This is a genomic window from Intrasporangium sp. (genome assembly GCF_030452765.1).
Classification (GTDB): domain Bacteria; phylum Actinomycetota; class Actinomycetes; order Actinomycetales; family Dermatophilaceae; genus Intrasporangium_A.
Genome location: NZ_JAKDLO010000113.1, coordinates 1 through 15,149 on the forward strand (window position 1 = coordinate 1; position 15,149 = coordinate 15,149).

General features: G+C 72.0%; 13 protein-coding genes and 1 pseudogene. 10 read left to right on the forward strand and 4 right to left on the reverse strand.

The window, feature by feature from the left end; genetic code table 11:
* Positions 1-29: 29 nt before the first annotated feature.
* On the reverse strand, positions 30-1,205 hold the full coding sequence (locus L0H79_RS14220) for a diacylglycerol kinase family protein (RefSeq protein ID WP_301485285.1): 1,176 nt from the start codon (positions 1,203-1,205) through the stop codon (positions 30-32).
* Between the two features lie 56 nt (positions 1,206-1,261).
* Between L0H79_RS14220 and L0H79_RS14225 the strand changes: the two genes are divergently transcribed.
* The 7 genes from L0H79_RS14225 (at position 1,262) to L0H79_RS14255 (ending at position 8,641) form a co-directional block, all read left to right on the forward strand.
* On the forward strand, positions 1,262-1,822 hold the full coding sequence (locus L0H79_RS14225) for a DinB family protein (RefSeq protein WP_301485286.1): 561 nt from the start codon (positions 1,262-1,264) through the stop codon (positions 1,820-1,822).
* Positions 1,819-2,877, forward strand: coding sequence for a Gfo/Idh/MocA family protein (locus tag L0H79_RS14230; RefSeq protein WP_301485287.1), 1,059 nt, complete (start codon positions 1,819-1,821; stop codon positions 2,875-2,877). Before L0H79_RS14225 ends, L0H79_RS14230 begins: the two co-directional genes overlap by 4 nt.
* A gap of 174 nt (positions 2,878-3,051) precedes the next feature.
* The gene (locus tag L0H79_RS14235) at positions 3,052-4,263 is read left to right on the forward strand and encodes a GAF domain-containing protein (RefSeq protein ID WP_301485288.1); all 1,212 of its coding nucleotides are present in this window, start codon (positions 3,052-3,054) and stop codon (positions 4,261-4,263) included.
* A gap of 84 nt (positions 4,264-4,347) precedes the next feature.
* Positions 4,348-5,406, forward strand: a complete 1,059-nt coding sequence (locus L0H79_RS14240) for an ATP-NAD kinase family protein (protein ID WP_301485289.1) — start codon at positions 4,348-4,350, stop codon at positions 5,404-5,406.
* A gap of 70 nt (positions 5,407-5,476) precedes the next feature.
* On the forward strand, positions 5,477-6,475 hold the full coding sequence (locus tag L0H79_RS14245) for a thiamine pyrophosphate-dependent dehydrogenase E1 component subunit alpha (protein ID WP_301485290.1): 999 nt from the start codon (positions 5,477-5,479) through the stop codon (positions 6,473-6,475).
* A gap of 11 nt (positions 6,476-6,486) precedes the next feature.
* Positions 6,487-7,500: an alpha-ketoacid dehydrogenase subunit beta gene (locus L0H79_RS14250; protein ID WP_301485291.1), complete on the forward strand. Its 1,014-nt coding sequence runs from the start codon at positions 6,487-6,489 to the stop codon at positions 7,498-7,500.
* Positions 7,501-7,525: 25 nt separating this feature from the next.
* Positions 7,526-8,641 (forward strand): acetoin dehydrogenase dihydrolipoyllysine-residue acetyltransferase subunit, encoded by a 1,116-nt coding sequence (locus tag L0H79_RS14255; RefSeq protein ID WP_301485292.1) that lies wholly within the window; start codon positions 7,526-7,528, stop codon positions 8,639-8,641.
* Positions 8,642-8,764: 123 nt separating this feature from the next.
* Here L0H79_RS14255 and zwf read toward each other — a convergent pair whose 3' ends face one another.
* Entirely contained in the window at positions 8,765-10,198 is a 1,434-nt protein-coding gene (gene zwf, locus L0H79_RS14260; protein WP_301485293.1) for a glucose-6-phosphate dehydrogenase, read from the reverse strand.
* Between the two features lie 63 nt (positions 10,199-10,261).
* On the opposite strand from zwf, the gene L0H79_RS14265 reads away from it, so the two are divergent.
* Entirely contained in the window at positions 10,262-11,326 is a 1,065-nt protein-coding gene (locus tag L0H79_RS14265; RefSeq protein ID WP_301485294.1) for a M28 family metallopeptidase, read from the forward strand.
* Between the two features lie 30 nt (positions 11,327-11,356).
* Here the strand turns inward: L0H79_RS14265 and L0H79_RS14270 are convergent, their stop codons facing one another.
* Positions 11,357-11,911, reverse strand: coding sequence for a Dps family protein (locus tag L0H79_RS14270; RefSeq protein WP_301485295.1), 555 nt, complete (start codon positions 11,909-11,911; stop codon positions 11,357-11,359).
* Between the two features lie 153 nt (positions 11,912-12,064).
* On the opposite strand from L0H79_RS14270, the gene L0H79_RS14275 reads away from it, so the two are divergent.
* Positions 12,065-13,288, forward strand: a complete 1,224-nt coding sequence (locus L0H79_RS14275) for a triacylglycerol lipase (RefSeq protein WP_301485296.1) — start codon at positions 12,065-12,067, stop codon at positions 13,286-13,288.
* 233 nt (positions 13,289-13,521) lie between these two features.
* Positions 13,522-14,373, forward strand: coding sequence for a dimethylarginine dimethylaminohydrolase family protein (locus L0H79_RS14280; RefSeq protein ID WP_301485298.1), 852 nt, complete (start codon positions 13,522-13,524; stop codon positions 14,371-14,373).
* A gap of 237 nt (positions 14,374-14,610) precedes the next feature.
* Here L0H79_RS14280 and L0H79_RS14285 read toward each other — a convergent pair.
* A pseudogene (locus L0H79_RS14285) lies at positions 14,611-15,149 on the reverse strand (hypothetical protein); the annotation flags it as partial.

Sequence of the window (15,149 nt, forward strand, 5' to 3'; positions counted from 1 at the left end):
GTCCCGCCAACCGAATCCCTGGCGGTGGTTCAGGAGTTGTGCGCGACCCGGACGGTCAGCGACGCGGGCAGGACCCGGGCGGTGATGTCACTCGACTCGGCCACGACGTCGCCGTCGATCTGGACGGGCAACGGCCGGTCGGTGTGCACCCGGATCTGCCCACAGACCTCGTGGTCGAGCGTCGGGTGGCCCTTGCGCCGCCGCGTCACCGCTCGCGCGATGACCGGAGCCCAGCCGACGAATCCCTTGGGCGAGGCGATGACGACGTCGAGCCTCCCGTCATCGACCCGGGCATCCGGCATGAGGACGAGGCCGCCGAGCAGCCGACCGCAGTTGCCGACGATGACGGCCCGCGCCCGGCGCCGGAAACCGGGGTCGGCGTCGAGCCAGAACGTGGCCCGGAACTCGGGGGAGACGAGATGCTTGATCCCGGAGACGACATAGGCGCCCCACCCCACGGTCGCCTTGAGGTTCTCGTTCGTGCCCTGCATGATCGCCGCATCCATGCCGATGCCGGTCATGACGAGGAAGTGGTGACGCTGCGGTTCGGCCGGCTCCGACTCGGCCGGCTCCGACTCGCTCCCAGGCCGGGTCCCCGGCTCGTCGGCGCTCGACCGACCCGGGGCTGTCGCCGGACTCTCCGTCGACCCGAGGACGAGCTCGCCGACGTCGATGCGGCGGTCACGCCCGCTGAGCGCCACGCGGACTGCGGCATCGAGCGAGCCGACCGGCACGTCGAGGTTGCGGGCGAGCAGGTTGCCGGTGCCGGCCGGTAGGACCCCGAGCGGCGTCTGCGTCCCGATGAGTGCCGAGGCGACCGACCGGACCGTGCCGTCGCCGCCGAAGCTGCACACGACGGCTGCCCCGTCGGCCGCGGCAAGTCGGGCCTGCCCCGCGCCGGGGTCCTCGACGGTCGTCTCGTAGAAGCGCGGCTCCCCCCATCCCTCGGCATTGCAGATCCGCCGCACCTCGCCCCGCAGGTCGGACGCGCCCGGCACCTTGGTCGGGTTGAGCACGATCGCGGCGTGCCTGACCGGCTGCTCGGGGGGGTCGTCCGGACGGAACTGGTCGTGGCGCGGGCGGCGCCGGCGAACTCCTTTGCCGGACAGGGGGGGCGGTGCCGCTCCCCCGAGCAGCACCGCGGCGGTGGTACCGAGGATGACGACCCCACCGACGACGATCCAGGGCAACCACTCGCTGAGCACCGCACCACGTTAGCCGAGCGTGTGCTGCGCGCCCCTCCCGGTCCTACAGTGGCGCCATGGTGCCTGATCCCGACGAGCTGACCGATCCGGGGCCTGCGACCCCGGATACCGCGGACTGGACATGGGTGCTGACGAGACGCTGCCCCGACTGCGGGTTCGACCCGGACCAGGTCGGCCCGCCCGGCTTCGCGAGCGTGATCCGTGAGATGGGGCAGCGGTATGCCGCCGTGCTGGGTCGCGACGACGTGGCTCGCAGGCCGTCGGCCGGGGTGTGGTCCCCGCTCGAGTACTGCTGCCACGTCCGGGACGTGTGCGACGTCATGCGAGGTCGGCTCGAACAGATCCTCTCGGGCGACGGGCGCCGGACGGTGCGCTTCGCCGACTGGGACCAGGACGCGGCCGCCGCCCAGGAACGGTACTGGCGGTCCGACCCGGTGACGGTGCGCGGCGAGCTCACGGCCGCGCTCGGCCTCGCCGCCGATGCCTTCGAGCGACCGCATGGCGCGCAGTGGGACTGGCCGGCGCTGCGCAGCAACGGGTCCGAGTTCACCTGCCACACGCTGGGGGCCTACTTCCTCCATGACCTGAGGCATCATCTGTGGGACGTGCGGGGATGACGGCCGACTCGACCGGTCCGCGGCCCGCGGCACTGCCCGCACCCCGGGTTGCCGACCCACGGGACGCACCCGCGATCCGCTGGGGCATCCTCGGGCCCGGCGGGATCGCACGAGCCTTCGCCGCCGCCGTCCGGCAGGGCACCACGTCGGTCGTCGTGGCCGTCGGCTCCCGTGACGCGCAGCGTGCGCGGGCCTTCGCCCAGGACTTCGGTATCGAGCGAGCCCACGGCAGCTACGCCGACCTCGTTCGCGACGACCGGGTCGATGCGGTCCACGTCAGCTCGCCACACTCCGAGCACCATGCGCACGCGATCCTGGCGCTGCAGGCCGGCAAGCCGGTGCTCGTCGAGAAGGCCTTCACCCGCAACGCTCCCGAGGCGAGGGAGGTCATCGAGACCGCACGCCGGGCAGGTCTGCTCGTCGCCGAGGCGATGTGGAGCCGCTACCTGCCGCACTACGACGTCGTGCGCCGGGCCGTGACCGACGGACTGGTCGGCGAGGTCGTCCACATCGTCGCCGACCACTCGCAGCGCCTGCACCCCGGCGGCCCGCCCCGCCTCGCCGCGCCGGAGCTCGCCGGGGGCGCGCTGCTCGACCTCGGCGTCTACCCGGTCAGCTTCGCCGACCACCTGCTCGGCCGGCCGAGCGGCGTGACGGCCCGGGCGACGCTGACCGAGCGCGGCGTCGACGCGACGACCGCCATCGTGCTCAGCCACGCCGGCGGAGCCCAGGCGGTCCTCTCGGCCTCGATGCTCGCGGCAGGCCCGTGCACCGCCACGGTGACCGGGACGCTCGGGCGGCTCGAGCTCGAGGGTCGCTTCTACGCCCCGACGACCATCCGGTGGCGGGCGCCGGACGGCACCGTGCTCGACGAACGAGATGGGGGCCCCGCCTCACATGCCCACGGATTCGCCTACGAGGCAGCCGAGTTCGCGCGCGGTCTCGTCTCGGGCCGGCTCGCGACGGAGTCGATGCCGCACGCGGCGACACTCCGGGTCATGCAGACGATGGACGAGGTGCGCCGGCAGGTCGGGGTCACCTATCCCGGTGAGTGACCCGGCCACCCGACGCCAGTGGGTATGCCGCTGGGCCTGCGGTGGGCGGCATACCCGCTTCTCATCCGTCCGGGCCGGCCACCACGAGCTGGCCGGGGGACCGCCCGGCGTCTACGCTGGTCACCACCGCCACCCGTGGCGGCCGGGGCCCGGTCGCCGGGAAGGAGGGGTGCCGTGCATCCCGCTGACGGCGCTCTCCTCGACGGCTCGCTACGCGCCCGAGCCCTGCAGCTGACCCACGGGTGGGCGTCCTGGCTGGAGACCCAGTCCGGTGACCGGCCCCAGCTGCCCGTGCGTGACCTCGTGGTGCGCTCGTGGGAGCGGACCCGGGCGCTCGGCGTCGACCCTGAGCAGGGGCAGGCGCCGGAGCCGCTCGCTGTCGACGAGGTCGAACGGCGTCGACGCGCGTCCGGCCTCGAGCCCGTCGTCGGCGTGCTGCGGGCATCGCTCACGGCCGGGGCAGGCGAGGCCCAGCAGGTCATGATCATCACCGACCCCGACGCGGTCGTGCTGTGGCGCGAGGCGTCCAACCCGGTCAAGCACCGCGCCGACCGGCTGGGCTTCACCATCGGCGCCCGCTGGTCCGAGCGGAGCGTCGGCACCAACGCGATCGGCACCGCCCTGGCCGACGACGCCCCGACCCAGCTGTTCGCGGCCGAGCACTTCGTCAAGAGCCATCACGCCTGGACGTGCGCGGCCAGCCCGGTCCGCGACCCCCACACGGGCACCCTGCTCGGGATCGTGAACGTGTCCGGGCCGGCCGCGACGTTCCACCCGATGACGATGGCGCTGGTCTCCACCGCGGCACGGCTCGCGGAGTCGACCCTGTGGTGTGCCCACGAGCAGCGACTCACCGCCCTGCGTCAGGTGGCCGCGCCGATCCTCGCGCGCATCGACGGCCCCGGCCTGGTTGTCGACGACGAGGGTTGGGTGGCGGCAGTCTCGGGAATGCCGCCGCGGGACCGGGTCGCGGCGCCCGAGGCCGGTCAGCCGATGGCCCTGGGCGGGATCGGTGCGTGCTGGCCCGAGCCGGTGCCCGGCGGCTGGCTCCTGCGCGCCGGCACCGGGCTGGACCGGTCCGTCGTCCGCCTGCGGCTTGCCAACGACGGCCAACGGGCACGGCTGCACGTCACAACCGTGGGACCCCGGGGCGAGCTGCGCTGGGAGCAGGCCATCTCGCCGCGCCACGTCGACATCGTCACCGCGCTGGGTCGCCACCCGGAGGGTCTGGATGCCGCCGGGCTCGCGGACGCCGTCTACGGCGACGCGACGCGGGTCGTGACGGTCCGTGCCGAGGTGGCCCGGCTGCGTCGCGTGCTCGGTGGGCTGATGCTGGCCAGGCCGTACCGCTTCGCGCCCCAGGTCGCCCTGGACCCGGCTGACTGACCCAGCCGGAGCTCGGGGATGTCCGCCGACTGCAACGTGGCTGCAACCCTTGCCCGCGGGCCGCAAGGGTGCGGGAATGGGAGGGTGGCAGCGCCGTCACTCGCCATCGTGGCCAACCCGATGTCCGGCAGGGACATCCGGCGGCTCGTCGCGCACGCCTCCGTCTTCCCCAACACCGAGAAGGCGAGCATGGTCCAGCGTCTCGTCCGGGCCGCCGGGGCCGTCGGGGTCGGACGGGTCCTCCTGTCGACCGACACCATGGGGGTGGCCCGGGAGGTGCGTCGCCGGCTCGATGCCGATCGGGGCCGTGGCGGTCTCGTCGGGGCGGACGTGGAGTTCGTCGAGCTCGACTCGTACACCGGGACGGCGCAGGACACGACCGAGCTCGTGCGACGCATGGCCTCGCTCGGGGCGCGGGTGCTCGTCGTGCTCGGCGGAGACGGCACGGTGCGCGCGGCGGCCGGCTCGAGCGACCTGGTGCCGCTGCTGCCCCTGTCGACCGGGACGAACAACGCCTTCCCGCACGTGTGGGAGGCCACCGTCGCCGGGATCGCCGCGGGGCTCGTCACCGTGGGCGCCCTCGACGCCGCCGAGGCGACCTACCGGGCGAAGGCGCTGCGGGTGCGGTCGGGCCAACGGGAGGAGATCGCCCTCGTCGACGTCTGCGTCGCATCCATGGCGCACGTCGGGGCGAAGGCCGTCTGGCAACCGGAGACCCTGCGCGAGCTCTACTGTGCCTTCGCCGAGCCCCACGCGATCGGCCTCAGCTCCATCGCCGGGATCGTCCACCCCGTGCCGCGCCGATCCCCCGGTGGGGTGCGAGTCTGCCTGTCTCCCGACGCCCCGCGGCAGGTGCTCGCTCCCCTGGCCCCGGGTCTCGTCTCGCGGGTCGGGGTGGCCGGGGTCGTGCCGCTGCTGATCGGTGCGGAGCACCCCGTGGCGGTCGACCGCGGCACGATCGCCGTCGACGGGGAGCGGGAGATCGAGCTGGGCCCCGGTGACCTCGCCACCGTGACGCTGACCGCCGACGGCCCGCTCATCCTCGACGTGGCAGCCGCGCTCGGTGCAGCCGGTGAGCTCGGCCGGCTCGACGTGCCCGCGGGTGACGCGGTGACCGCGGTGGACGGCATACGTGACATCTGACGGCGCCTGACGCGCCACGCGCAAGCACAGGAAAGCAGTTTCGCAACGAGAGGAAACGGAGGGCGGACACATGAGTAGTACCGTCGCCACGGACCAGAGCGCGGCCCAGCTCACCCCCGGGCGGTTGCTCGAGGCCTACCGGGTCATGCGCACGATCCGGGAGTTCGAGGAGCGCGTCCACGAGGAGTTCGCAACCGGGGACATCCCCGGGTTCGTCCATCTCTACGCCGGCGAGGAGGCCTCGGCGGCGGCCATCTGCAGCCACCTCGACGACCGGGATGCCATCGCCTCGACGCACCGGGGCCACGGCCACTGCATCGCCAAGGGCGTCGATGTCGTCGCCATGATGGCGGAGATCTACGGCAAGTCCACGGGTTCCTGCCGGGGCAAGGGCGGCTCGATGCACATCGCCGACCTGTCCAAGGGGATGCTCGGCGCCAACGGCATCGTCGGCGGTGGTCCACCGCTGATCTGCGGGCGGGCCCTCGCGTCGAAGTTCAAGGGCGACGGCGGGGTGGCCGTGGCCTTCTTCGGCGACGGCGCCTCCAACCAGGGCACCACACTGGAGTCCCTCAACCTGGCCACGGTGTGGAACCTGCCGGCGATCTTCGTCGCCGAGAACAACGGCTACGCCGAGGCCACGTCGGCGTCGTGGTCGGTCGCCACCGACGACATCGCCGACCGGGCGGCCGCGTTCGGCATGCCGGGGGTCATCGTCGACGGGTTCGACTTCTTCGCCGTCCACGAGGTGGCGGGCGAGGCGGTGGCACGGGCCCGGGCCGGCGCCGGGCCCACCCTCATCGAGGTGAAGTTCACCCGCTACTTCGGCCACTTCGAGGGTGACCAGCAGCTGTACCGAGGCACTGAGGTGGCCGATGCCCGCCGAGACCTCGACTGCCTGCTGAAGTTCCGCGACACGGTGACCCGGTCGGGGCAGCTGACCCCTGAGCAGCTCGCCGCCGTCGACCAGGAGGTCGCAACCCTCATCGAGGAGGCCGTCACCGCCGCCAAGGCCGCGCCGGCACCCGGCGAGGCCGACCTGACCACCGACGTCTACGTCTCGTACTGAGGAGGATCGACATGGCACGCAGCATCACCTACCGCGAGGCGATCAACGAGGCGCTCGCACAGGAGATGGCCCGCGACGAGCGGGTCATCGTCATGGGCGAGGACAACGCAGGCGGCGAGGGCGCGCCGGGCCAGGAGGACGCCTGGGGCGGCGTGCTCGGCGTCACGAAGGGACTGCACGGGAAGTATCCCGGCCGGGTGCTCGACACGCCGATCTCCGAGTCGGCCTTCATCGGCGCCGCCGTCGGCGCGGCGACCGGTGGCATGCGGCCGGTCGCCGAGCTGATGTTCATCGACTTCATGGGCGTCTGCTTCGACCAGATCTACAACCAGGCGGCCAAGTTCCGGTACATGTTCGGGGGCAAGGCGCTCACGCCGGTCGTCATCCGCACGATGTGGGGGGCCGGGCTGCGGGCGGCGGCGCAGCACTCCCAGTCGCTCCTGCCGGTCTTCACCCACATCCCGGGTCTCAAGGTCGCCGTCCCGTCCACCCCGTATGACGCGAAGGGCCTGCTGATCGCGGCGATCCGCGATGACGACCCGGTCATCTTCGCCGAGCACAAGATGCTGTACGACGTCGCCGGGGAAGTCCCCGAGGACAGCTACGCCATCCCGTTCGGCGAGGCGAACATCGTGCGCGACGGCGACGACGTGACCATCGTCGCGTTCGGGCGCATGGTCGGGCGGTCGTCCGAGGCGGCCGACGAGCTCGCCCAGGGCGGGGTCGAGTGCGAGGTCATCGACCCGCGGACGACGAGCCCGCTCGACACCGACACCATCCTCGAGTCGGTCGAGAACACCGGCCGGCTCGTCATCGTCGACGAGTCGACGCCCCGCTGCTCGCTCGCGACCGACATCGCCGGCATCGTCGCCCAGGAGGCCTTCGGCTCGCTGCAGGCACCGATCCAGATGGTGACAGCGCCGCACACGCCGGTGCCCTTCACGGACGCTCTGGAGGATCTCTACATCCCCGACGTGCAGCGCATCGTCGGGGCGGTCAAGCTGGCAAGCGAGTACGGGGCATGAGCAGCAGCGGCGAAGGGGAGGCGAGATGACTGACGAGCGGATCAAGCAGATCACGATGCCCAAGTGGGGCCTGTCCATGACCACCGGCAAGGTCATGGCCTGGCTCGTCAACGAGGGCGACCAGGTGAGCAAGGGAGACGAGATCGTCGACGTCGACACCGACAAGATCGCCGGGTCGGTCGAGTCCCCCGTCGACGGCACGATCCGGCGGCTCATCGGGGAGACCAGCGAGGACCTGCCGGTCGGCGCGACGCTTGCCCTGGTCGCGGACGCGGATGTCACCGACGCCGAGCTCGACGTGCTGGTCGAGGAGATCAGGGCGGCCATCGCGGCCGGCACCGTCGAGGCGGAGGCCGGGCCGGTGGCGGCCACGACCGTCGTCGACGGGCACCGGATCTCCTACGAGACGCTCGGGCCCGACGACGCGGCGGGGGAGAGCATCGTCCTGGTCCACGGCTACGGTGGTGACAAGGCCTCGTGGCTCTTCGTCGAGGAGCCGTTGTCGGCCGGACGCCGGGTCGTGGCCCTCGACCTGCCGGGCCACGGCGCGTCGGACAAGGAGGTCGACGGGGCGAGCCTCGACTCGCTGGCCGGGGTCGTGCTCGGCCTGCTGTCCGAGCTCGGGATCGAGCGCGCCCATCTGGTCGGCCACTCACTCGGCGGTGCCGTGGTCGCCGCGGCAGCGCGCCGGGAGCCGGCCCGGGTCGCCTCCCTCACCCTGCTGGCGCCCGCCGGGGCGAGCGAGGGTGTCGACACGGACTACCTGCGCGGCTTCGCAGCCGCCGAGTCGCGGCGGCAGCTCAAGCCCTACGTCGAGCGGCTCTTTGCCGACCCGGCCGCGGTGACCCGTCAGATCGTCGAGGACCTGCTGCGCTACAAGCGCATCGACGGGGTGCCCGAGGCGCTCCAGACGATGCTCGGCATCCTGCTCGGCGAGGACGACACCTCGGCCATCGACCTGCGGGGGCTCCTGGCCGGCGTGGACGTACCGGTCAGGGTCGTCTGGGGCAGCCAGGACCGCATCCTGCCCCCGCCGGCGGACCTGCCGTGGCCGACGACGATGGTCGAGTCGGGACACATGGTCCACCTCGAGCGCCCGCTTGACGTCGTCGCGGCGGTGCACAAGCAGATCGGCGACTGATCTCTGGTGCGCCGAGCGCGGTCGTCGATCGAGCAGGCTCAGGCGCCATCCCTTCTGGCGCCTGAGCCGAATCGGCGCTCCGGTCCTCCCTCGCTGGCGCTCGGTCGATCCTCACGCCTTGGCTCAGGCGCCATACGCATTCGGGTCCCGCCAGGGCCGCTCGAACGGGAGACGCCACGCGAACGGCGCGATGAGCTGGTGGATCTGGTTCGGTCCCCACGTCCCGGGTCGGTACGGGCGGACGGGTGGGGGGTTGTCGAGCAGCGGTTGGCTGACCTCCCACAGCCGCTCGATGCCCTCCGCCCGGGTGAAGAGCGTGTGGTCGCCGCGGACGGCGTCGTAGATGAGCCGCTCGTAGGCCTCGAGGGCCGCCCCGGCCCAGTCCGTGTCCTGCATCGAGAACTGCATCGACAGCTTGTCGAGCCGCATCCCCGGTCCAGGTCGCTTTCCGTAGAACGACAACGACACCCGCGCCCGGTCGGCGAGGTCGAAGGTGAGGTGGTCCGGCCCGTTGTCGCCGACCCCGGAGCCCGGCGGGAACATCGACTGCGGCGGCTCCTTGAAGGCGATCGAGATGATCCGCGCCCCCTCGGCCAGTCGCTTGCCGGTCCGCAGGTAGAACGGAACCCCGGCCCAGCGCCAGTTGTCCACGAAACACCTGAGCGCGACGAACGTCTCCGTCTCCGAGTCCAGGGCCACGCCTTCGCTGTCGCGGTAACCGACATACTGCCCACGCACGACATGGGCCGGGTCGATCGGTGCCATGGAGCGGAACACCTTGTTCTTCTCCTCGCTGATCGCCTCCGGCTCCAGAGCGGTGGGCGGCTCCATCGCGGTGAAGGCGAGCACCTGGAACAGGTGCGTGACGACCATGTCCCGGTAGGCACCGGTCGCCTCGTAGAAGTCGGCGCGCTGCTCCAGCCCGAGCGTCTCCGGGACGTCGATCTGCACGTGGTCGATGTGGTTGCGGTGCCAGATCGGCTCGAAGAGACCATTGGCGAAGCGGAACGCGAGGATGTTCTGGGCCGCCTCCTTGCCGAGGAAGTGGTCGATCCGGAAGATCTGGTCCTCGGTGAAGACCGCGTGGAGTGCAGTGTTGAGCTCCCGGGCCGACGCCAGGTCGGTGCCGAACGGCTTCTCCATGACGATCCGGGAGCCAGGGACGAGACCAGCCTGCTCGATCTGGTGGACCACGGCGAGGGCCGCCTTCGGCGGGACCGAGAGGTAGTGCAACAGCCTCGAGTCCGGACCGAGGATCGTATGTGACTCCTCGACGGCCGCCTTGAGCCCGCCGATGCCCTGACTGCCCGGAACCCAGTGGATCCGGTTGGTGAACTCGGCGAGGTCGTCCTGGCTCACAACATGGCTGCTGTGTTCCTTGACCGCCGTGACGACGACCTCGAGGAACTGCTCCCGGGTCAGGTCCTCGAGCGAGGTCGCGACGACGCGCAGGCCGGCCAGGAGGCACGACTCATGCAGGTGCAGCAGACCGGGTAGGAGCTTGCGTTGGGCGAGGTCACCCGTGGCACCGAAGAGGACGACTGTCGTGGCGGACATGATCCCAGCGTGCCAGTCCCACCGAGCGAGGTCACGCCCGGGCCCGTCGCGTACCGTGGCGTGATGGCTGCCCGCCCCGCCGCCTGTCTCCGGCCCGTCCTCGCCGCCGGCGCATGCCTGGCGCTGCTGGGCTGTATGCCGCCCAGCAGCGATCCCCCTTCCGGGACGGTGCCGGTCCCGCCGGCGTCGACCACGTACGTGCCCACCCCAGGCACCGGGGAGTCGGGCCCCACGGGTAGCCGCGCAACGACGGCCAGCAGCACGATCGCAGAAGGCAGCACCTCGCTGCCCGCTACGCCCTCGCGCACTCCGGCGCGAGCCTCCTTCGACACCAAGTCAGCCCACCAGGACGTCGCCGCTCTCGCGCGGATCGGACCGCGGGACGCCGTCAGCCGCGCTTACGCACGAGCGGCGGCCTATGTGCAGCGGCGGTTCGAGGACGCCGGGTACACGGTGCAGCGCCAGTCCGTGCCCATGCCCGCCGGAGTCTCCTGGGGGGTCGCGGTCTCCAGCGGCACGACGACGAACGTCGTTGCCGACCCACCCGGCTTCGACCCCCGGGCACCGCATGTCGTGATCGGGGCACATCTCGACACCGTCCCGCAGGCCCCGGGAGCCGAGGACAACGCCTCCGGAGTCGCAGTCTTGATCGGTCTGGCCCGGATGCTCGCTCAGGAGCCGGCGGGTCTGCCGGTGCGGCTCGTGGCCTTCGGCGGTGAGGAGGCCCGTGGCGGCAACGGGACGCTCTACGCCTTCGGGTCCCGGCACTATGCCGCAGCCCTGTCCCGGAGCGAACGGCGCGCCATCCGGGGCATGGTCGCACTCGACCGGGTCGGAGTGGAGGCATCGAGCGTGCCGGTCTGCGCGGGCATGCGGGGCACTGAGGCGCTCGCGGAGACGATGCGCTCAGCGGCCCGGCGGGCCGGGATCGCGACCCATGGCTGTCGGGACAAGGCCAGCGACCACGTGTCCTTCGAGGCGGTAGGTATCCCCGTCGCGCGTCTCGGGAAGGTGCCGTATGCGGCATACCACTCCCGCGCAGACACCCTCCACGTCGTCGACTCGGCGCAACTGGGCAGGACGGCCGGGGTCGTCTGGGCCTGGCTGCGCAGCCTGGAGGCATCCTGAGTCAGCGGTCGCTGACCGACGGTCCGTGGATCAGGAGGTGGCCTCGCCGGCCGCATCCCGCTCGGTCGTCGCCCCGCCGTGGGCGAGTCGGCCGGCGCTGCTCTCCAGATGCGCTCGCACGAACCACTGGAACTGCTCCAGCTGGCCCGTCTGATCGATCAGCAGGTCCTGGGTGACCAGGTCGAGCTTCTCCAGCGCGTCGATGTCCTGCCGGTTGGTCGTGATCACACCGTTGTAGACGACGTCGAGCGCAGCCAGGTGCGCCTGCGCGTCCGCCCGGCCGATCGAGTAGTCGTCCCACGTGCGGTCCCGGATGATGGCCCCGGGCGTGCCCTGCGGCGACCCGCCGAGGGCCGCGATCCGCTCGGCCACCGCATCGGCGAAACCTCGCACGGCCTCCACCTGTGGGTCGATCATCTCGTGCACGCCGATGAAGTTCGGGCCGACCACGTTCCAGTGCACGTGCTTGAGGGTCAGGTGCAGGTCGTTGTAGGCGCAGAGCCGCTTCTGCAGCAGCGTGGCGACCTGGCTGCCCTCCTGCTGGCTGAGGCCGGGCAAGGTGTAGGCGCCGTCGTTCGTCGACATCGTGGTGTCTCCCTTCGTTCGTTGCGGTCCACACGGTCAGTACCCGGGTTTCCCGTCGGCAATCGTGCGGGCCGTGAGCGTCGTCCCGTCACGGCAGTCCCGGGCTACTGCATTCGGATGTCTCCGGCACCACTGGGTGGGAGACACTGGGGCATGACGGTGATCCAGCCCGAGCCTCCGCGCACCGGTGATGCGACGGCCGTTGTCCTCGACCTCGCCGACGACGTCGTCCTGCGCTGCGTCCGCGACGTGCACCGGCACGCGCTGCACCGGGCCTACGCCCTCCTCCCGTCGGCGGTACCGGGCGTGGGGCTCGTCGCCGGCGCCCAGGAGGCCCTGACAGGTGGCGTGTACGCCGCGGTCTCCGGCGGTCTGCGCGCCGGCGGGTTCGTCGCGCGGCGGCTCGCGGCGCGGGGGGGTGGCGGCTCCGTCGAGGCCACGCCGCGAGCCCGGGTGCTGCGCGCGAGCGTGAACGCCTACCGCGGGGACCGGCTCACCGGGCAGGCGGACCCGTACGCCCTGCCGACCACGGTGCGGTCCGCCGCCGGCGACGTGCCGCTGACGGCGGCGGCCCTTGCCGCCGCATTCCCACACATCCGGCCGGACATCGTCGTCCTCGTACACGGCCTCGCCGAGACCGACGAGTCGTGGCGACACGGCGAGCGTTCACGGGGGACGACCTACCCGCTGGACCTCGAACGCTCGGGAGTCGCGACACCGGTGCTCGTCCGGTACAGCTCGGGCCGGCCGGTGTGGGAGAACGGCATCGCCCTTGCCGGGCTGCTCGACCGGCTCGAGGCGGCGTGGCCGATGCCGGTGCGCCGGATGCACCTCGTGGGCCACTCGATGGGCGGGCTCGTGGTTCGGTCGGCCGCCGCCCACGGGCTGGCGGACGGCATGCCCTGGGTCGCCCGGGTCCGGACCCTGGTCACCCTCGGCACTCCACACCTCGGGGCACCGCTGGAGCGGGCCGCCCACCTGGGGTCCCGGGTGCTGCGGGTCGCCGAGGCCTCCCGCCCCTTCGCGGACCTGCTCGACTCCCGCTCGGCGGGCATCGTCGACCTGCGGCACGGGCATACCAGCGAGGCAGACCACCTCGGCCGGGACCTCTACCGGCAGTGGGGCGCCGACGCCGCCCCGCTGGCACCGCTGCCGCACGTCGCCCACCACTTCGTCGCCGCGGCGGCCGCCCCCGGACCGGACACCGTCGTCAGCCGCGGGGTCGGCGACCTCATGGTCCCCGTCGGCTCGGCCACCTTCCGGCGCAGCGGCGGGGTCCACGTCCCGGACGCCATCGTCCACCGGGTGCGGGGCACGCACCAGTCCCTGCTCAACCATCCCGACGTGGCGGCCGCGCTGCCCCGGTGGCTGGCCTGACGCCACGGCCCGCCGCCGGGTCTCAGAGCACCTGCGCCGTGACGGTGCCGTGCGCGACATACCACCGATGCGTGAGGAGGTGTATGCCGCCGAGCAGGTTCTCGTCGCGGCTGACCACGGGCACCGTCCCTGAAAAGGGCGGCCACGGCGGCCTCGAGCTGCTCGATGGCCACGACGTCGAGGTGGTTCGTCGGCTCGTCGAGGACGAGGGTTTGGAAGGCTAGGGTTTGCCAATGACACAAACCTTCTCGGTCAGGTCGATGTCGGCCCGGCTGCGCCGAGTGGCCGTGCGGACCCCGACGCTGGTGGGGAACTTTCCGTCCGCCGGCTGGCGGGCCGTTCCCAGTAGCGAGCTCATCACCGAGCACCGGGCATTCATAGAGGTGCTGGAGGGCCTGAGCGTGCGGGTGGATGTCCTCGACCCGGTGGACGGTCAGGTCGACGCGGTGTACGCCTACGACCCTGTATTCGTCACCAGCGCCGGCGCCGTCGTGCTCAACCAGATCAAGCCGGCTCGGGTGGCTGAGTCCACGACGATGGCGGCGGACCTCGAACGGCTCGGGGTTCCCATCCTGGGGCGGCTGAGCGCAGCGGCTCACGCCGACGGCGGCGACATGATGTGGTTGGACGAGGACACGCTGGCGATCGGCCGTGGCTTCCGCACCAATCGCGCGGCGATCGATGAGATGTCCGAGCTCCTGGCGAGGGAGGGGATCGCGGTCGTCTCCTACGACCTGGCGGCCGGGCCTGGGCGCAGCTACGTGACCCACCTCATGTCGTTCATCTCCCCGGTCGCGCGGGACAAGGCCGTCGTGCATCACCCGTCATTGCCAGTAGCGCTGCTCGAGTGGCTGGAGGAGCACGAGTGGACCCTGATCTCCTGCGACGACGACGAGTACGACACCCAGGGTTGCAACGTCCTCGGGGTGGCGCAGAACGTGGCCGTCCTGTTCGACTCGGCGCCGAAGGTGTCGGCCCGCCTGCAGGATGCGGGTGTCGAGGTGCACGAGGTGCGCGCCCCCAACATCGCACTCGGAGACGGGGGTCCAACCTGCATCACCCGCCCGCTGTGGCGTGAGGACTGAGTAATCGGCTCCGTTGTCGCGGTGGCCCTTGCGGACGGAGAATCGGGGTTGGTCACCCGTGACGTCGCTTGGGCTTGGCACGGTTGAGGTCGTGACTGAGTAGGGGGCGCCGGGCTCCAACGCCGACAACATCGGCAACCAGGCGGGCGGGCTGGAGGCTGACCTGGCAGGGCGACTCGACGAACGTCATCCCCGGCAGCACGATCCTCGACGGCATCAACGACCGGGCCAAGAACGTCACCTTCTGCGCAGACGCCTCCGCGCCGGTCCCGAAGCGCACCATCGGGGTCGGCGTCGTCGGTGAGACGCCGCATGCCGAGTGCTACGGCGACATCGGCGGCCCCCAGTGGCCGGAGCGACGGTGACGCTGACGGGGCCGAGCCTGAACCCGTCGCGGTCGAGTACCGCGTCGACAAGGGTCGCGACGATGTCGGCCGATGGACACCCCTCGGCGATGGAGTAGCGCAGCTCCCCCTCCTTGCGGGGTTGGTCGACGACGGCGAGCCGGTCGGCGGCTCGCTCGAGGCGGGGGCCCTTGGCCGCCTGCCGGTCGGCTCGAGCCCGGTGTCTCTCGCGAACGTGCTTGTCCGGCTCCTTCGTGGCCTTGGGCCCCCTTCTGCCCATGTCCGCCCACTCCCGACGCTGCCTTGCCCGGCCCACCAGGGAGCCGTGGGCCCCGGCGCACTCCTCGAATGCCTGCCACGCCTGCGCTCGCGCGAGCCCACGCGGCTGGACGAACTCGGCCCACCCACCCGGGTATGCCGCTCCGCCGTCCG

Coding starts and splice junctions, on each gene's coding strand:
- L0H79_RS14225 (WP_301485286.1), top strand. CDS start 1,262: ATGGTGCCTGATCCCGACGAGCTGACCGATCCGGGGCCTGCGACCCCG.
- L0H79_RS14230 (WP_301485287.1), top strand. CDS start 1,819: ATGACGGCCGACTCGACCGGTCCGCGGCCCGCGGCACTGCCCGCACCC.
- L0H79_RS14245 (WP_301485290.1), top strand. CDS start 5,477: ATGAGTAGTACCGTCGCCACGGACCAGAGCGCGGCCCAGCTCACCCCC.
- L0H79_RS14250 (WP_301485291.1), top strand. CDS start 6,487: ATGGCACGCAGCATCACCTACCGCGAGGCGATCAACGAGGCGCTCGCA.
- L0H79_RS14255 (WP_301485292.1), top strand. CDS start 7,526: ATGACTGACGAGCGGATCAAGCAGATCACGATGCCCAAGTGGGGCCTG.
- zwf (WP_301485293.1), bottom strand. CDS start 10,198: ATGTCCGCCACGACAGTCGTCCTCTTCGGTGCCACGGGTGACCTCGCC.
- L0H79_RS14265 (WP_301485294.1), top strand. CDS start 10,262: ATGGCTGCCCGCCCCGCCGCCTGTCTCCGGCCCGTCCTCGCCGCCGGC.
- L0H79_RS14270 (WP_301485295.1), bottom strand. CDS start 11,911: ATGTCGACGAACGACGGCGCCTACACCTTGCCCGGCCTCAGCCAGCAG.
- L0H79_RS14275 (WP_301485296.1), top strand. CDS start 12,065: ATGACGGTGATCCAGCCCGAGCCTCCGCGCACCGGTGATGCGACGGCC.
- L0H79_RS14280 (WP_301485298.1), top strand. CDS start 13,522: ATGACACAAACCTTCTCGGTCAGGTCGATGTCGGCCCGGCTGCGCCGA.